The sequence below is a fragment of the [Empedobacter] haloabium genome (assembly GCA_008011715.2).
GTDB lineage: Bacteria > Pseudomonadota > Gammaproteobacteria > Burkholderiales > Burkholderiaceae_D > Rugamonas > Rugamonas haloabia.
The window spans coordinates 5,142,841-5,161,969 of the sequence record CP136508.1; the positions used below are offsets into that span (position 1 = coordinate 5,142,841).

The 19,129-nt window shown below is 63.0% G+C and carries 4 protein-coding genes; all 4 read left to right on the forward strand.

Annotated features, from left to right (window positions below; translation table 11 throughout):
• Positions 1–44 precede the first annotated feature (44 nt).
• The 4 genes from E7V67_022335 (at position 45) to E7V67_022350 (ending at position 19,129) form a co-directional block, all read left to right on the forward strand.
• A complete protein-coding gene (locus E7V67_022335) occupies positions 45–479 on the forward strand; it encodes a thioesterase family protein (protein ID WUR12414.1) in 435 nt (144 codons plus the stop codon).
• Positions 480–716: 237 nt separating this feature from the next.
• On the forward strand, positions 717–17,414 hold the full coding sequence (locus tag E7V67_022340) for a DUF4214 domain-containing protein (protein WUR12415.1): 16,698 nt from the start codon (positions 717–719) through the stop codon (positions 17,412–17,414).
• On the forward strand, positions 17,414–17,644 hold the full coding sequence (locus E7V67_022345; GenBank protein ID WUR12416.1) for a hypothetical protein: 231 nt from the start codon (positions 17,414–17,416) through the stop codon (positions 17,642–17,644). The genes E7V67_022340 and E7V67_022345 overlap by 1 nt, the downstream gene beginning before the upstream one ends.
• A 150-nt stretch (positions 17,645–17,794) precedes the next feature.
• Positions 17,795–19,129 (forward strand): AHH domain-containing protein, encoded by a 1,335-nt coding sequence (locus E7V67_022350; GenBank protein WUR12417.1) that lies wholly within the window; start codon positions 17,795–17,797, stop codon positions 19,127–19,129.

Consider the following 19,129-nt stretch of genomic DNA (forward strand, 5'->3'; position numbering starts at 1 on the left):
TTGCAGCGCGATACAATGCACCATTACCTCGACCGGAGAGCACCTTGAACTGGGATTTCCCGCAACCGCACATCTACCCCGTCGCGCCGCTGGCCGCCGATATCGACGGCCTCGATCACACCAACAATGCGGTCTACGTGCGCTGGTGCGAGCAGGCCGGCTGGTCGCACTCCGAAGCGCTGGGTCTCGACCTCGCGGCCTACCGCCGGCTGGACCGGGCGATGGCGATCGCGAAAGCGGAATACGAGTACCTGCTGCCGACTGGCCTGGGCGACGAACTGCTGCTGGGGACGTGGCTGTGCGGCACCGATGGCAAGCTGACGATGGAGCGCCGCTTCCAGCTGGTGCGTGCCAGCGACGGCACCACCGTGATGCGCGGACGCTGGCAATTGGTGTGCATCGAGATCGGCAGCGGCCGGCCGCGGCGGATGCCGGCGGAGTTTTGCGAGGCGTACTTGCCAGTAGTGGTGGCCCAATAATCACACGCAGCAGTGGCGCTAGCATTCATATCAGGAAATATTTCCGAGAATCCACAACCAATGCAAAAATAATCTCGAAAATCCTAAACTTTCTCCAGTTTCCGTGGATACATTCCCAGAGAGGCCCGGACGGGCCGGCATGTTTATCAGACGGAGCAGGGAAGAATGGTTGCGATTGTTGGCGGTAATGGGTTGGGTGTGCAAAATGGTTCGGCAAGCACGCTGGGGGCGGCCGGGATGTTCGGAAACAGCACCCACGGCGCCACCAAGGAAGCGGTTTATATCAACGCCGCGAACGGCAATCTGGTCGTCAACGATCGCGACGAGTGGCTGGTATCGCTGGGTGTCGACGTCGCGCTGACCCGCACCTACAACTCCCAGGGCAATCTCAGCAGCGGCAATGGCAGCAACTGGATGACCGGCCCGGCCAAGCGCATCGCTGGCCTGACGGGCACGCTGAACACGGCAGGCAGCACGGTCACCCGTATCGACAGCGACGGCAGCAGCCAGCTGTACACCTACGATACAGCGGGCGGTGCCTACCGCAGCACGGACGGCGACGGCGCCCACGATACGCTGCTGGGCGATGCCACCGGCTGGACCTGGCTGGGCGACTACCGCAACCGCAACGGCATCTACGAACGCTACGACTCGGCCGGTCGCATCGTCGCCACCGGCGAACTGCAGCAGGACAGTGTCAAGTACACCTACAACGCCGCCGGGCAGCTTGAGACCGTGACCGACCAGACCGGCGACGTCAGCCGCTACGACTACGTCAATGGCAACCTCGTCAAGATCCGCACCACGCCGGCCAACGGCCAGGAAGAGGTACGGACCTATTATGAATACGACACGCAGAACCGCCTGACCGCCGTCGTCGTCGACCTGAGCCCGCAGGATCGCTCGATCGCCGATGGCAAGGTGTACCGCACCAGCTACCAGTACTGGGACAGCACGAGCCGCCTGAAGCAGGTACGGCAGAGCGACAATAGCGAGCTCAATTTCATCTACGACGATGCGGGCCGCGTCGCCAGCGTCAGCGACGCACTGGGTCGCATCACCCGCTTCGATTACGCCACGCCGGGCCGCACCACCGTTACCGAGCCGGCCGGCAATCGCACCACCTACGCCTATGACAACCGCGGCCAGCTCACCAGCGTGACGCGGTACGTCGATGGCGCGGAATTGGTGACTTCGTTCTACTACGATGCCTCGGGCAACGTGATCCGTACCGTGAGCCCGGCCGGGCGCGCGACCGTCTACGGTTACGATGCCAACGGCAATCGGATAATGGAGCGGGACGCGGACGGCCGCACGACCAGGCGCTATTACAGCGCCACCAACTACATGGACAACGAGACGTCGTATTCCGTGGCGGACCCGGACGGCGACGGCCCGGACGGCCCCGGCGACGGCAAAACTCAGCATTACGTGCGCGACAACAAAGGGCGCATCCGCTTCATCGTCTCGCCGACGCGCAGCATCACCGAATACCGCTACAACGCACTTGGCCAGATCAGTTCGAAGCTGGAATACAACCGCGCGCTACCGGCTACCGAACCACTCAATGTTCTGGACGCATGGACGACGCAAATCGCGGCGGAAGCGAACGGCGTTGCCAGCCAGGTCGACTATGGCTACGACAGCCGCGGCAATATCGCGTCGTCGACCACCTATACCGGTTCCCAGGGCCGCGTGGGCAAGACGGACGGCACCCAAACGGTGCGGCGCTTTATCTACGATCAATCCGGCCAGCTGCGCAGCGAGGTTGTCAACAACAGCCCCGCGACCAGCTACACCTACGACGAGCTGGGCCGCCAGCTGTCGCGCACGGAAGCCGACGGCACGCGCAAGGTCACGACCTATGTCGACGCCACCAACCAGGTCACGGTCAGCGCCTACGCCGCCGGTGAAACGGCTTCCTACCTGGAGCAGCAGCAGTTCCATGACGCCTCGGGCGCGCTGCTGCGCACCTATGCCTCGGCCGATAAACTGCCCGAGGGCACCGGCCTGCTGAAATTCGACTACGACGCCAACGGCCGCGTGCGCGCCGCGCGGGACAGCTACAACAACATTACCCATACGCTGTACGACACGGCCGGCCGCAAGGTTGCGGAAATCGTCGGCAAGTCCATGGTCGAATACCTGTACGACAAGGACGGCCGCGTGACGGGCACGATCCGCTACGCGGCGGATGTCGATACCTCGTTGCTGCAGGCCAGCGACGGCACGCTGCTGTATCCCTCGCTCGCCGCACTGCGCCCCACCACGCTGGGCGAAGCCAACCGCCGCACCTGGAGCAACCACGACGCCGGCGGCCGCCTGCTCGCGTCGGTCGACGCCAGCGGCTACCTCACGCGTCTCGAATACGATGGCGCGGGTCGCCTGGTGCGCACCATCGCGCGCGCCAAGCCGGTCGATACGAACGCGATCGTGGCCGGCCAGATCCCGGCGATATTCCCGGACGAAGCCGGCAACGACGACCGCATCAGCCGCATCTTCTACGACAACGACGGCAAGCTCGTCGGCAAGCTGGACGGCGCCGGCTATCTTACCGAACTCGTTTACGACGCTGCCGGCCGCCTGGTCGACACGATCACGTCGCTGCAGCCGGCCCGGGCCGACCTGCGCGCCGCCGGCAAGCTCGACGTGCTGCGCCCTGGCCCGAACGACAAGGTCGCACACCAGCGCAACCTGTACGACGGCAAAGGCCAGCTGGTCGGCATCGTCGACGCCGCCAACTACCTGACCGAGATCACCTACGACGCGTCGGGCAACGTCACCAGGCGCCGCCAATATGCGATCGCCGTGGCGACGCCGACTGCCGCCACATTGAGCGGGTTGGGCGTGCAGACCAGCGCGGACGACCGCGTCACCTCTTACACCTACAACGCGATGAACCAGCTGGTGACGGAAACGGCCGCCAACAACGACATCATCCGCTACGGCTACGACAGCGCCGGGCGGCAGGTTTCCATCACGCGCGGCAGTCCGACCACCGCCGAGCGCACGTCGACGCGGCGCTACGATGCACTGGGCCGCGTCACGGGCGAACTGAGCCCGGAGGGCGCCGTCAAGCTGGCGGCGCTGCCAGGCACGACGCCAGGCAACGAAGTGGCACGTCTTTGGGCCGACTACGGCATCACCTACACCTACGACAAGGATGGCCACCGCATCAGCATGACGGACCAGCTGGGCAACCGCACCTTGTACGTCTACGACCAGGACCGCCTGGCGGCCACGATCAACGCGGCCGGCGACTGGGAACACTACACCTACGACCCGTTCGGTGACCTGATCGAGGTGGCGCGCTACACCACACCGCTGACGGCCGCCCAGATCGGCACCATCGCCACTGCCGGCACGGTCGACAAGCTGCCGAAAACGGGTAGCGCCTTCTACACCAGGTACTACTACGACAACGACGGCCGCAAGGTCTACGCGGCCAATGCCGACGGCTCGGTGCAAAAGACCGAGTACAACGCATTCGACGAAGTCACCGGCACGCTGCAGTACCGCACGCCGCTGTCGCAGATCGCGACGGCGATCGGCAAGCGTGGGCACGCGTCGGCGAATGAGCTTTCCGCTGCCGTAAACGGTGCTTTCGCCCGCCAGCGCGCCTACTACGATACCGACGGCCGCCTGGTCTACTCCGTCGACGCCAACGGCAACGTCGAAGGCCGCACCTACAGCGCACGCGACACGGTCGCAAGCATCACCCAATACGCCAAGTCCGGCAGCGACGCCACGAGCGTGGCCGCGCTGGCGGCGCTCGCCAACGCAAGTCTGGACCGCACCCAGTCGTTCACCTACGACGTGCGCGGCCTGCGTACCGACGCGACCGACGCGATGGGCTATCGTACCGTCACCAGCTACAACGCGTTCGGCCAGGCCGGCAAGGTCACCCGCCATAGCATCGCCAACGGTACGTCGCCTTCGGTGCTGGATGCCGTTACGCAAACGCTGTACGACAAGACAGGACGGGTGCGCGCCACGGTCGATGCATCCAATGTGCTCACCGCGTTCAGCTACGATGCGGAAGGCCGGGTCGTCGAACAGCTCACTTTCGCCAAGCGTTTCGACAATCCCCCAAGCGTCGCCGATATCGAGCAAGCACTCGCCACTGGATCGCGCAGCACCCCAGCCGACGACACCCGCCAGCGCTTCGTCTACGACAAGAACGGCCGCCTGGCCGCCACGCTGACGTTGCAGTCCGCCGGCGCCAGCAACCAGTGGGCCGTCGCGAGCCAGGTCTACGACAGCGCCGGCCGGCTGGTCCAGCGCACCGGCTTCGCCACGCCGTTCGCCAGCGCCGACCTGAAGCCGACCGACGCGGCCATCGCGGCCTGGATCGTCGACCCGGCGCGCGCCACCGAGGCGGGCCGTGCCAGCAACAGCGTCGTCATGTATTTCTACGATGCCAACAACCGCCCTGTCGCCACCGCGACCGCCCAGCGCGGCGTCGATGGCGAACGCGAATGGGCAGTCGTGCAAACCGTCTACGATGGCAGCGGTAATGTACAGCAACGCATTGGCCGTGCGACACCGTTGAAGAGTGCCGCGCCCACCATGGCGCAGATCGCGGCGCTGGCGGGCAACGCCAACGACGCCGTCACGCTCTACAACTACGACACCATGGGCCGGGTCACCGCCAGCGCGAAATCGCTGGGCACGAACGGCCAGTGGGCCCTGACGACGCGCGAATACGACGCCGCCGGCAACCTGTTGAGCGTGCGCGAGCACGCCACGGCGCTGACGAACGTGAACGCGGCAACGCCGCTGGCGGGCACCGTCGACGACGCGCGCGACCGCCTGACGCGCTACAGCTACGACGGCGGCAACCGCCTGGTGGCGACGGTGGACACGCTGGGATCGGCCGTACGCCTGGAATACGACGCCCGTGGCAACGTGGTCAAGTCCACGCAGTTCGCCACGCCGGTGAGCGTCAGCGGCCGCCTCGGCCCCAACTTCCAACCCGCGCCGGCCGCGACCGACCGCGTCACCCGCACCTTCTACGACAACAACAATCGCCCGGCCTACGTCATCGACCCGGAAGGCGCCGTGTCGTTCCGCCGCTACGACGGCAACGGCAACTTCATCGTGTCGATCGCCTACGCGACCGAACTGACGGCCGCCGAAGCGAACGGCGCCGCCAGCGCGGCGGACGTCGCGCGCCTGATGGCGACCCGCGCGCAAGATGCCGACCGCAAGCAGTACTTCGCCTACTATGCCGACGGCCGCCTGCGCTACGCGATCGACGCCCAGGGCTACCTGACCGGCAAGGACTACGATGCCAACGGCCGCGTGCTGCGCGAGCTGGCGTTCCCGATCGCGCTGGCCCTGTCGGCCAACCTGAGCGATTTCGAGATCCTCGACAAGGCCGCGAAAGCGACGCTGGCCCAGCAGACCGACGAGCGCACCCGTGTCACCGCCTACGACTACGATGCTGGCGGCAACCTGATCGCCGTCACGGACGCCACCTTCAACACCGAGCGCTATGGCTACGACGCGCTGGGCCGCAAGCTGTCGTTCACCAACAAGCTTGGCAACACCTGGACCTACGCCTACGATGCGGCCGGCCACCTCGTCAGCGAGACGAGCCCGCCGGTGACGGCCTATGCGGACAGCGCGCTGGCCCGTCCCGGCAACTGGGGCGGCGTGGCGCAGCAGGCGCTCGTCACGAAGATGGAATACGACGTGCTGGGCAACCTGGTGCGCCGGATCGAAGCCCATGGCGTGGCCGGCAAGGAGCGCGCCACGCAATACGCCTACGACGCGGTGGGCCGCCAGGTCGAGACCACGCTGCCGTCGGTCCTGGTCTATGACGACGCCCCGGGCAAGACCTGGTCGGAAAACTGGTATGGCTCCGATGCGCGGCCGAAGGAGGTGGCGAGCAACGCCCGTACCGTCAAGGTCACCTACGATGCGCTCGGCAACGCCGTGTCCAACACCGACGTCGGCGGCGTGACCAGCTACAAGATCTACGACCGCGCCGGACGGGTACGCTGGGAAGTCGATGGCGCCAGCTACGTCACCGGTTATGAGCGCAATGCCTTCGGCGACGTGGTCGCCCTGACGCGCTACGACGGCGAAAGCCGGCTGGGCGAGCGTACGCTGACCACCGTTTCCGCCGTTGATTTCGGTGCGCTCGTGCAGAAGAACGGCAGCAAGGACCGCACCATCCGCTACACGCATGACGCCAAGGGCCGGGTGCTGTCGGAAATGCAGCCGGTGACCTTCGTCTACGATGCCCACACCACCACCGGCAACGTCTACCAGGAAGCCGGCCGCAAGACCGTCAACGAGTACGACGCGTTCGGCGCCATCGTGCGCCAGGCGGTGTTCGGCGCGAACGCCGCCGGTGCCGCCGTGACGGAAGCCGCGGTGACGATGTCGTACTTTAACGCGCGCGGCGAGAAGATCGCGCAAGTGCAGGCGCTGTCCGACCTGCCGGGCAACCGCAGCGGCTACCTGACCACGTTCGACTACGACTTCGCCGGCAACCTGCAACGCCAGACCGAATACGCCGATGCCTACGGCAGCTGGAGCGCGACGTCGTTCGCCGGCGTCACCGCCAATGCCGCCAACGACCGCGTGCTGTCTTACCAATACGACAAGCTCAATCGCAAGACCGCGGAAACGCGTGTCGGCGTCGGTTTCTACGACAAGGGTGTCAAACGGGACGGCGACGTCACCACGACGTACGGCTACGATGCCGTCGGCAACCAGGTCAAGGTTACCGATGCGCTGGGCAACCGCGCCTACACGGCCTACGACGCGCTCGGCCACGCCAGCGCCACGTGGCAGGGCCGCGCGGCGACGGACGGCAAGACGGCGTTCACCGAATTCAAGCTCGACATCCTGGGCAACGTGGTGCTGCGCGTCGACTACGCCGACGGCACGCCGGACGGTACCGAAGGCAGCACGCCGGTCGCGACGGCCGCGATGCTGGCCAACAGCGCCAACCGCATCACCGCCACGCACTACGACGCGGCCGGCCGCGCCGTGACAATGGTCGACGCGGAACAGTTCGTGCGCGCGGACGCCGACCGTTCGGTCGTCTACATGTCCTACGACGTGTACGGGCGCCTGGTGCGCAAGGCCCAGTTCGCGACGGACAACTGGAACAACCGGCACGTGCAATTCGAGGTATCGCGCTACGATGCGCTGGGCCGCGTGCGCAGCGTCGAGACGCCGGGCAATGCGAACCTCATCACGAACGTAAGCCTGCCCAACTCGCAGCGGGTCTACACCTATAACGCCTTCGGCGAAACGACGGCCGTCACCTTGATGACGGGGACAACCGGCCGCATTGTCGAGATGACCAACTACGACCGGGCTGGCCGGGCATGGTTTACCAACGCGGGCGACGGCGTATCGAAGGTCACCCTGTACGACGTGCTGGGCAACGCGACGGCGCAGATCGTCGGCACGGATGCCAACATGGACAGGCTGGCGAACCTGACGACGCCGAACGCCGTGCTCGCGCTCGGCGACGTGCTGCGCACCGACGTGCGCTACGACCTGCTGGGCCGCAAGATCGACGTGCGGCGCGGCGACACCGGAAGCCAGGTGCTGGTGCGCGATGCCCGCACGGACAGCTGGTCTGTGCAAGCCGCGACCGGGGGCACCGTCAGCCCGGTCATGCTGGTGGGTGAGCCGGGCGAACAGCCGGCATCGATCAAGGTGCAGTACCGCATCCGTGGCGGCAATGCGTGGACCGATGCCAGCCCGGAGCGGGTCGCCGCCTACGGCGCCTACACCGGCTTCAATGCGGCCGGCCTGCCTGCAGGCGACTACGAATACAAGGTCATCGTCCAGCCGGCCGGCGAGGCGCAGTTCGAGCGCACCGGCGGCACGTTCAGCGTGGCGGCGGGCCAGTCGCGCGACGCCGCCCTGCAGCTGGCACGCGTGTACGCGGTGGCGCTGAACCGCGCCGCCGACCTGGCCGGATTGAACCACTACATCACGCGCATGAACGCAGGCGCGTCGCTGGCCGACCTGGTGCTCGACTTCCTTGGCAGCACGGAGGGCAAGGCACGCTTCGGCAACGACGTGGGCGCCACCATGAAAAACATCATGGACGTCATCTTCGGCCGCGCCGGGGGCGACGAGAATTACGCCACCGACCTGGCCTACTGGACCCAGCGTTACCAGGCGGCGCTCGGCCAGCCGGGCAATGCGCGCGGCCAGGTCATCCTCGACCTGATCGACACGGCCAGCGTGCACATGCCGCCGAAGGCCAAGCCGGCGCAAGGCCAGGACAGCCTGGAAACCCGGGCACGCAAGCGCCTCGATGCTTACGCCGAAGCAGCCGTTAGCTATGCCGTCGACCAGCGCGGCACGGTCGTCGCCGATGCGAAGCAGGTATTCGAGATGGCCGCCACCGACCTGGCCGGGGCCAAGGCCTTGGCGACGACGCTGGGCGAGAAGAACCAGTCTCGCACCCAGATCGCGCAGGTCTACCTGGCGCTGTTCGGCCGCGCGCCCGAACAAGCCGGGCTGGACTCCTGGCTCAATGCGCTGAGCAGCGACCCGTCGATCGAACGCATCGCCGACCGCATCCTGGACAGAGACGAAGCAAAGGATCCATTGCTGTATCCGAAGGTAGACCTGAGTACCCAGCAATATAACGAACAGCTGGTGCGCCGCGTCTACCGCACGATGCTCGGCCGTTCCGCGACCGTAACGGAACAGAGCGGCTGGGTGGGGCGCCTGAACAGCGGCGCCATCAGCGCCGGCAAGTTTGTGGTGGACCTGACCAACCAGGTCAGCACGTATGCCGGCAGCGACCCGGCCAAGGTCGCGGAACGCAAGCTGTTCAACAACAAGCTGGGCATCGCCCTGAGCTTCGCGCAGCCGCGGCTCGAGGACAATGTGACGGGAGACGACCAGTACATCAGCAAGGCGGTGATCGCCGCCGTCACGTCGCAGACGGCGATCGAAGAAGCCGTAAAGGACGCGCTGATCATCGCCAATGCAAACGCCTCGGCCGCCAAGTCGGCCCAAGCCGCCGCCGCGGCCGCCGCCGCCGGGCAGCCGCTCGAGGACATGCGCACGCAGGTGTCCCGGCTCTACGTGGCATTGCTGAACCGGACGCCGGACAGCGTGGGCTTCGATTACCACCTGGCCAAGCTCACCGAGGGTAACGACGGTGGCGTGAGTTCGGATCGGTTTGCGAGGCTCGCTGGCGAATTCATCAATGGTCGGGAAGCGGCAACGGCGAGCGCCCTGCTGCCCACCACGCAATTGGGGGAGCTCGCATTCGTGCAGCGCATCTACCAGCTCGCGCTCGGTCAGATTCCTGGCAGCGACGGCGCGAAAAAGGAGATGAACGACTTCGCCGCCCTGCTGACGTCCAAGGAAAAGTATCCCGAGGTGGCCCTGGCCATCGTCAACGGCATGATGCGCTTCCAGGGTATGACGCAGGCGGAACGGGACTTGCGAGCCGTCTACGACAACAAGGTCGCCGTGGGCGTGGCTTGCGCCATCAACTTCTCGCCGTTCGACTGGGCTGGCGGCGGCGACCTGGCCGCGGCGCGCGAGGTGCTGCAGCGCGTGACGGCGCAGGGTACGGACAATGCCATAGCCTACGCTTACCAGGCGGCGCAGACACGGTTCCAGACTAATGCCCAGAAGGCGCTGCAGAGTGCTGGCGCGGCGCGCGACAGCGTGCAGGCTCGCGCCCAGGCCGCCACGGCCGCAACGCAGGCAGCCGCGAAGCTGGCCCTGGCGAAAGCCAATGCCGTCAACCAGACCGACGCGAACCGACGCGTGTTGGTGATGCAGCTGTACGTCGGCCTGCTGGGCCGCGACGTGGCGTCGTTCCAGGCCAACCCGGACCTGGCGGGTTTTGCCAAGCAGATGGAAAATCCGAAAACCACGGGCGAGCAACTTGCGGACGGATTCATCACTTCACCGCCCGAAGGCACGTCGATCTATCCGCCCAGCATGTCGAACGGCGACTTCGTGCGCAAGGTCTACAGCACGATGCTGAAGGGATTGGCCACGCCAAAGCAGTCCGAGGTCGATTCCTGGATCGACAAGCTGCAGGGACCTGCGCCGCTGACCCGCGGCCAGGTGGCCTGGGGGATTTTGTCGAGTTTTGTCGGGTACGCCAGCGCCCAGCCGGACAAGCAGGCTGCCGATTATTTGGCGGCTCGTGGCGCCTTCATGACGCGAGTGAGCGAGAGCTTCGCCGTGCTGGCGCAGGCATCGCAAGATGAAATCGCCAAGGCCAAGGCGCGGTTGGACGAGCTCGACCGAATTAGCTCGCAGCTGGAGAGTCTGCGGCTCGCGGCCAGTAGCGCTGAACAGATAAAGAATACGGCGGTTGCGGCAGTCACCAGTGCACTAAGCGATGCAAACGGCAAGGGCGACGTTACGGCGGCGCGGCGGCTTACGATCATGCAGTTGTATGTAACTCTGCTGCAGCGCGATCCCAACAGTGCCACTCCGCAGAAGCGCACACTGACCCTTTCGGAGATCGAAGGGCATCTCGCGCACCCAACGTTGCAAGAGGTGGTGCGGGTGATGATGCTGAGCTCCGAGATGAATGGCGCGTTCAATACGACCGACAAGACTGAATTCGTCAAGATGCTGTATCGCCGCATCCTTGGACGCGAGGCCGATGCACAGGATTCGGTTGCCGACTGGGCAAGCAAAATCAACGACCAGGCCAGGACCAATGACCAGGCGTCTCGCTATTCGGTCACGTTGGACTTCCTTAATACTTACTATTTCAAGTACAGCGATGGTAAGCCCGAGCAGATCGACGCGCGGGTTGCGCTGGATGGAAAGCTCGACCAATTCCTGAAGGCCCAGCAGGGCGAAGCGGACGCTGCAAGCTCAAAGGCACAGTTAGATGCAGTTGGCCCCGTCAGAGAGGCCAGTCGAATCTATAACGCCTATGTTGATAAGAAACGGGAGTTAGAAGCTGCAAACACTGCAGTAGAAAACGCTACCACGAACGCCAAGCAGGCAAAATGGGTATTGGACTACGATGCAGTTTTTCGTGAGATAGTTCGCCTATACGTTGGAATTCGAGGTTCTACCGACTTTCCCGGCTTGGCAACTCAAATTGAAGCAATGGCCAGCCTAGCCAGCGAAGCGGATCGCGAGAAGCTTCGCTTGGATATTGTTGAGGGATTGCTCAACGAGCCTGAGAGCGAGTACAAAGGCCTCGATAACCGAACGTTCGTTACGAAACTGTATAAACTGACCCAGAACCGGCCGAACCCCACACAACCTGTCAGGAAGGACGAAATCGATCATTGGGCCAACCCACTTACGGCTGGCACGTTTACCCCCCAGTACGTAGCGTTATACTTCGTACGAACGGCCGACTCACAAAAATATTTAGCACAGAAGAACAGCTCTCAAATCAGTCAGGACCGCGCAAAGGCGGAGCGATATAGAGACGCGCTTGAGCCAGCTAAATCTGCACAGTCATCGGCGCAAACTGCCTACGCCCCGGCCTTGGCTGAATACACGAACAAGTACGAAGACGCAAAGAGAGCTGCACAGCAAGCCAGGGATAAGTACACGGCCGCGTCATCTATCCTTTCGACGATGAATGCTCTTGTCGACGTTGCTGGCAAAGTAAGCTCGGCCACCAGCGCTGTACGCTCTGCTGCGCTTGCCAAGGCCAAATATCAGGAAAACGTAGACAGGAAAAGCGCGCTCGAGCTTACGAAGACCGCCGACGGCAACGCCGCCGACACCTTCGCCCGCGCCGCTGAAGCAGCCAAGTTCGCCGCATGCTACGCCGAAGTCGGCAAGGCCGATGCGTTGATGGCCGACGCCTACGTCAAGACCGCCGCGATGACGCAAGAGGTGCAGGTCGCCGCCAAGGTGGCCCAGCTCTATCTGGCGGTATTGAATCGCGCGCCCGCATTGAGCGAAATCGCCCACTGGACATCGCGTCTCGCCGCCGGCATGCCATTCACCACTGCCGTGCAGGAACTGATGACAGGCTCGGAAGGCGCCGCCATCTACGCCGGCAAGACGAATGAGGAGTTCATTACGAAGCTGTACAAATACAGTTTCGATCGCGACCCAGAGCCTGCTGGAATGCACACCTGGCTGGGCGACCTCTCGGGTCCGCCGCCGCTCAGCCGCGAGCAACTGGTCGAGAAATGGATCACGATCGTTCCCCTGCTGGGCAAGGACGACAGCACCACGTTCGGCAACCGCGTCGCCAACAACCTGCAAACAGTCATCAACGCCGGCGCCAGCAACGACCTGATGCCGGCAATCCGCCTGGCCAGCCAGAGCGCGCGCAACGCCGCGGCCAGGTACGACAGCACCGCGCAGGCCAAGCTGGCGAACACCGCGTCGGCCGCGACGATCCGTCCGCTGACCCAGCTCTACCGTGCCTTGTTGAACCGCGTGCCGGATGCCGCTGGCCTGGCGTCGTGGGTGAATTCGATCAGCCGCGAAAAGCTCGACATGGCGGCAGTCGCCAAGGGCATGATCGAACTGCCCGAGGGCCGCGACTTCTTCCCGGCCGGCCAGAGCAATGCCGACTTCGTCAAGCTCGTCCTGAGCCGCGTGCTGGGACGCGATCCGCTGCCAGACGAGGTGTCATCCTGGGAAAGCCGCGCCGCCAACCGCGGCCAGGCCGTCGTCGACATCATCGACCACTACAGCAACGGCACGGAAGGCGACATGGCCCCGGCCGTGCAGCGCGAGCGCTTCAACGCCCAGGTGTCGGCGGCGATGGCCACGCTGCAGGCCACGACCGCGCAGCACGTCGCGGCGACGGACAAGGCCGTCCAGCGCCTGAAGCAGATCATCAATGACCCCGACAGCGTGGCCCGCCACACGCAGGAAGTCGTCTACGGCAACACCGCCCGCGCCGGCGGCAAGCCCGCCTTCCAGGGCAACCAGCTGACCCTGGACCGCTGGGGCAACGTGCTGTCGATCACCGATTCGCGCGACCCGAACTGGAAGACGACCTACACCTACAACCAGGCCAACCAGCAGACCTCGGGCATGGCGACCGGCGCCAAGGACACCCAAACGGCCCTGCAGACGAGCCGCTACGACGCCCTCGGCCGCCTGGTCGGCACGATCGACGGCCGCGGCGCATTGAACCAATACGTCTACGACACCGCCGGCAACCTGGCGCAGGAGATCCACGCCGACGGCGGCGTCGTCACCAACACCTACGACGCCTTCGGCAACCGCCTTTCCACCACGCAGCCGGACACCGTCCTGCCCGGCGAAACGCTGCCCGGCGTCACGACCCGCTACAGCTACGACCACCTGGGCCACCTGCTGACGACGCGCACCGCCGCGGTGAACGTGTACCTGGCGATCGACACCGGCTACGGCCCGCTGCCGTCCAACCTGGTCGACCACAAGGAACTGGTGCAGCGCCGCGAATACGACGAACTGGGCCGCCTGATCCGCAGCCTCGGCTCGGACAAGACCGGCACCGAGCAGGAATACGACGGCAGCGGCAACGTGATCTCCACGGCCACGGTCGACAAGCGCGGCGACCGCGCCCTGCACGGCCGCACCTTGATCGCCTACGACGCCGAGAACCACAAGATCGCCAGCAAGGACGCCAAGGGCAATTCGATGTCCTGGCTGTATGACAAAGGCCGCCTGAAGACCAGCATCGACATGGGGGGCAAGGCGACGGAATACGGCTACGACGCGTCCGGCCGATTGCTGTCGCAAACGTCCGGTTACGGCCAGAACCTGCGCTACACCTACAGCGGCACGAACCTCGTACGCATCGACGACGTGGGCACGTCGCTCTCCACCGTCTACGCCTACGACAGCGCCGGCAACCGCGTGCGCGAGCGCCAGGTCTTCCTGGGCAACCAGGCCGATGCCGCCGAGCGCCTGCAGAACAACACGATCACATTCGACAACCTGAATCGCGTCACGCGCATCCAGGACGACCAGATGCAGCTGGACTACGAGTACGACGCCAACGGCAATCGCGTCAAGATCGTCAGCCGCTACGGCAGTACGGCACCGATCACGAGGTTCAACGCGTTCGACGTGATGAACCGCCAGACCATCGTCAACGGCGACTGGCAAGTGGACGCGCAAGGCATTGGCCGCGCCGTGCGCGGCAGCGGGCACGCGATCACCTACGACCGATCGGGCAACCGCCTGAGCGACACGTATTCGGGCACGCGCGTGGTCTTCAATGGATTCTCCTACGGCATTCAGAAGAACGCCGAGACGACCGAAACCTACCACTACGACTTGGCCGGCCGCCTGCTGTCGATCGAACGCGACGGCCTGCTGATCGACGAGCGCCACTACGACGAAGGCGGCCGCGTCAGCCAGTCCGGCTTGGCCGACAAGGCCGGACGAGGCGTTGCCGACGTGCTCAAGGAACTGGGGATCGAAGTGGCCCGGCGGGTCTACACGTACAACGTCTTTGGCCACATGACGCGCCAGAAGGACTCGAACGCCAGCCTGGACGGCATGCAGGACACCTGGTTCAACGGCTACGATGCCATGGGCAACCTGACCGGCTACGACGTGGTGTCGGCCGCCGATGGCAAGAACAAGGGCATCTACCGCATCGAGTACGAGTACCGCGACTCGTACAAGGAACTCAAGACCACGCTGGCGAAGGATGGCTCGGTGGTCGAGAGCAGCTATGACGTCAACGGCAACCGCATTTCGATCATCGAAACCAAGCCGGAAAAGATCACCACGCGCAACCGGCTGTGGTACGACGCGGACGGCCACGTCCAGTCGTACAAGAAGGACGGCAAGGATGCCGGCTTCAACCTGATCGTCAACGGCAATGTGCTGGGCGAGGAAAGCGCGAGTCCGGACAACCTGCTCGGCTCGAACTACATGCCCGTCACCAGTCCATCGATGGTGGCGGCGCCCAGCAGCTACAGCGTGCAAAGCGCCAACGAGACGCTGCAAAGCATCGCGCAAGGCCTGTGGGGCGACGGCAACCTGTGGTACCTGATCGCCGATGCGAACGCGCTGACGGCCGACTCGAAGCTGACGGTGGGCGATATCCTGCGTATTCCGGCGCGGGTGAACACCGTGCACGGGGACTACGACACCTATAAACCGTATGATCCGAGTGAGCAGATCGGCAGTACCGCGCCGACAATGCCGCCGCCGAAGGCGAACAATGGCTGCGGGGTGATGGGAAAAATCCTCCCAGTAATCGTGGCGGTGGTGGTAACCCACTATCTGGGCGCCATACCCGGCTCAATCGCCAGTCAACTCACCGCCATGGCGACAGGATCGCAAGACAAATTCGACTGGAAGGCCGTTGGTAGAGCAGCGATCAGCGCAGCGGCGACACAAGGGCTTTCCGAACTACAAGGACTGCCGAGCGCATTCCAGGGCGACACCTGGCAGGCTGTAGCTGCGCGGGCGGCACTATCGAACGCAGTTTCACAGACCGTCGCAGTGGCCACTGGGTTACAGAAAAAATTTGAGTGGCGTAACGTTGCGGCTTCGGCTGCCGGGGCTGGCATGGGCCAGGTAACCTCGGAGTATCTGACCGGGAGTAACCCAGTCGCAGACTTCCTTAAGGGCAGCCCGCTGACCAGGGCTACCGCAGTTGGCTTTGCAGCCGGTGTGGCGACTGCGGTCGCGCGCGGGGGTAAAATTGAGATTGCTCAGATTGCCGGGGATGCGTTTGGCAATGCGCTGGGGAGCAGCTTGGCCGACAGTATGCGACCGATGGCCAGTTCCACATCTTCTGGCAATGGAGCGGGCAGCAGCAGTGGGCAAGGTAACGTCGAAGACTTTGACACGTTCCGGGCAAGGCAAGCTGTCAGCCGCGCCTTTGCAAAACAGGACGCGGCGTATCTTGCGATGGCCGATGGTCCTGACTATGCAGGTATGCTGCTCTCGTCCGCCAGCGCCGGCGGCAGCGGAACGTCATCGGGATTTGGCGCTGTCTCCAATTATGCCGGCGGCTCTCTGGACACCGGATGGGGTGCATTTAGCACTCAATTCACCTTTAAGGACCAACGTGGAGCGCAGGTCGATTACCTTGGCGTGATCGGCAATTCGGTTGGAAAGAGAATGACGGCTGACCAAGCCCGTGCTTACGATCTCGACCAGTATTACAGCGCTATGCGCAACGGCGACCTTCCGACCGTTCAATCCAACAGTCCCGGCATCGCTCGCAACATTGGCGCTGTCGAAGGCTTCTTCACGTTCAACAGCGTTGGCAGATTCCTCAAAGGATATGGCGAAGGCGCGTATAACCTCGTCAGCGCACCTTTCGTTGGGACCGCGAACCTCGTCAAAGACGGTTACGGCTTCGCTAAGCAGAGTATATTCGGGCCTGAAGTTGGTGTAATGGGTGACACGCGACCTTACGATCCACAAAGTGGGCTGGTGCGCTCGGTCATGACGAAAGGCGGACTTGCGACGGCCGGAGACATCCTTCACGGTGCTGTGATGTCTACGCCGATCGGCACGCTCAATGCGCTCTATCACGGCAATCCAGAGGAAATTGGTGCATCCCTACCTAGCACGGCATTGGCACTTGCTGGCGGCGCAGTTTCACGTACCAGTATTAACTCGCTCGACGCCATGGAAGGGTCTGCGCGCTTGGGCGGCCAGCTTTATGGTCAGGAAAAGCTGGCTACGCTGGGAGCTTACCTCGAACGACGAGGCATAGCGCTCAGGGTTGGGGACGAACATCTTCCGCCGGGTTACGCCGGAGGCTTTAGCGCCGGCGAAAGGGCTTTAGTATTGCGTGACAACCCCACAAATTATGAGGTATGGCACGAGCTGACGCACTATCAGCAATACAAGGCGTTGGGCGAGCCGACGTACTCAGCTCAGACACGTTTGATGAAAGAGCAATATGTTTTCGATAAGCTGGAGTCAATGCCAAAGCGTTGGAATAGCTTGCAGCCGGAAGAAATGAGCCACGCCCGTTGGTATATCGATAAGGTAGGAGGACTTTGGTAATGAGTATTTCGAAAGAGCGCGCTCAGGAATTGGCAATTGAGCATGTAAGCCAGCTGGACTTGCGTGGGTACAGATACGAATTCGTAGGCATCAGCTTTGACGAAAAGTGGCCTAACGAATGGGGGGCTGTATTCGACGTGTTTACCCCAAATGGCAACTTAATGGATGGCCCCGTGGTTTTTGTTGTAGAGAAAGAGACCGGCATCGTCCGGGGGTTTGAGCCAAGCTAATTGGTTTAAATAACTATTTCTCGCGCCACTATCTATTCGAGTAAGCCGACACCGCCTCGGCCATATGCCTATATGGGTTCCTGGTCAGCCGCTGACTCTCTAATTTTAATAAAGCCGTCCCCAACCCGCTGCTGATCGCGCGGGGTATGGGTGTGGCTTCTTTTTTGGCGGCCAGGAATTCCCTTAGCTGCTCAGGTTGCTACGGATGCGTTTGGCAACGCGCTGGGCAGCAGCATTGCTAAAAAATTGAATGAAAGGTCGACGGAGACGAGCAGTCAGCAGGCGCCCAGCCAAAGCATATTCGATTCTGCGGATGAACAGTTACGTAGGACGTATTATCCTGCCGCTAGCCTAACTGAAGATGCATATGCCCAACGTGAGCAACTAGCGAGATGGGGAGTAATTCCGAAGAATGCAGGGCCGGAGATGTCGATTGCGGCCTCAACTTCGGCCGTCCCCTCTGGCGACTACATCACGTTGCGCAGTTTTGATGCCGGGGTATCGGGTCAGAACGACGCTATGCTAGGGATTGAAGCAACTTATCATCGTTTCGTTGAGGGGAATACCAACGCTGCTGCGCTTGGGATCACTGATGCTCAGGTAGATGCTGATATTGCTAACGGGGCACGGGGCCCTCTGGATGCAGCGAGTTATGCAGCTCGAAAGACAGCATACTTGGCCTGGAACTTTGTTACCGCTGGCTTCGTTGAACGACACGATGACCGCATACGCGCAGAGGCGAACGGAAGATTAACTAACGGAAACTTTTTGAAGGCAACGGCTGTAGATGTCACCACAACCTTAGCTAGCATGGCTGTCGCAGGCCGCGTGGGAGGATATGTAGCGGGCCGAGCAGGTAGCGGTTATCTCGGGTACGGCTTGGCCGGTGCAGCCGCTGGTGGCTCGTTCGATCTCAGCTATCAAGCAGGTCGTAACCTCACCCATTTGGTAACGGATGGTCAGTCTGGTCAGTTTGGCTTTTCAGGTAAAGAGTTCGGTGATGCCATCGTCTATGGTGCTGGTTTCGGCGTAGCTGGTAAGTACCTTTCGGAATACGGTCAGTATAAGATACAGCTCAATTCGGAAGTCACCAATGACCTTTACTCTGGTTTTCCTCTTCCGTTCCGGCTTGTGGCACCGGACAAGTTTAATTATGGCGCCTATCTACGTAACGCTATTGGCGGCCCGCCAGAAGGAATGCCCGACCCACATGCGCACCATATCCTGTTCAAGGAAGGCAACGGCCCCGCGCAGAAGGCATTAGTAAGAGAGGGACAGGAATTATTGCGTAGGTACGACATCGACCCTATTTATGGCGTTGAAAATCTTGCTTGGGCACCCAACCGCGTTGCTGGGCAACATGGTATTAATGCATTGAGGAACGTGGTCAACGAGTTGAAAAGCGTAGAACAGTTCGGTGGAAATCGTGCTGATATAGTGAAAGCACTCGATGAACTTGGTCAAGCCGCAGCGCGAAGGAGATAA

Excerpts from the sequence above, each read along its gene's own strand:
- E7V67_022340 (WUR12415.1), top strand. The coding sequence starts at position 717 with ATGTTCGGAAACAGCACCCACGGCGCCACCAAGGAAGCGGTTTATATC.
- E7V67_022345 (WUR12416.1), top strand. The coding sequence starts at position 17,414 with ATGAGTATTTCGAAAGAGCGCGCTCAGGAATTGGCAATTGAGCATGTA.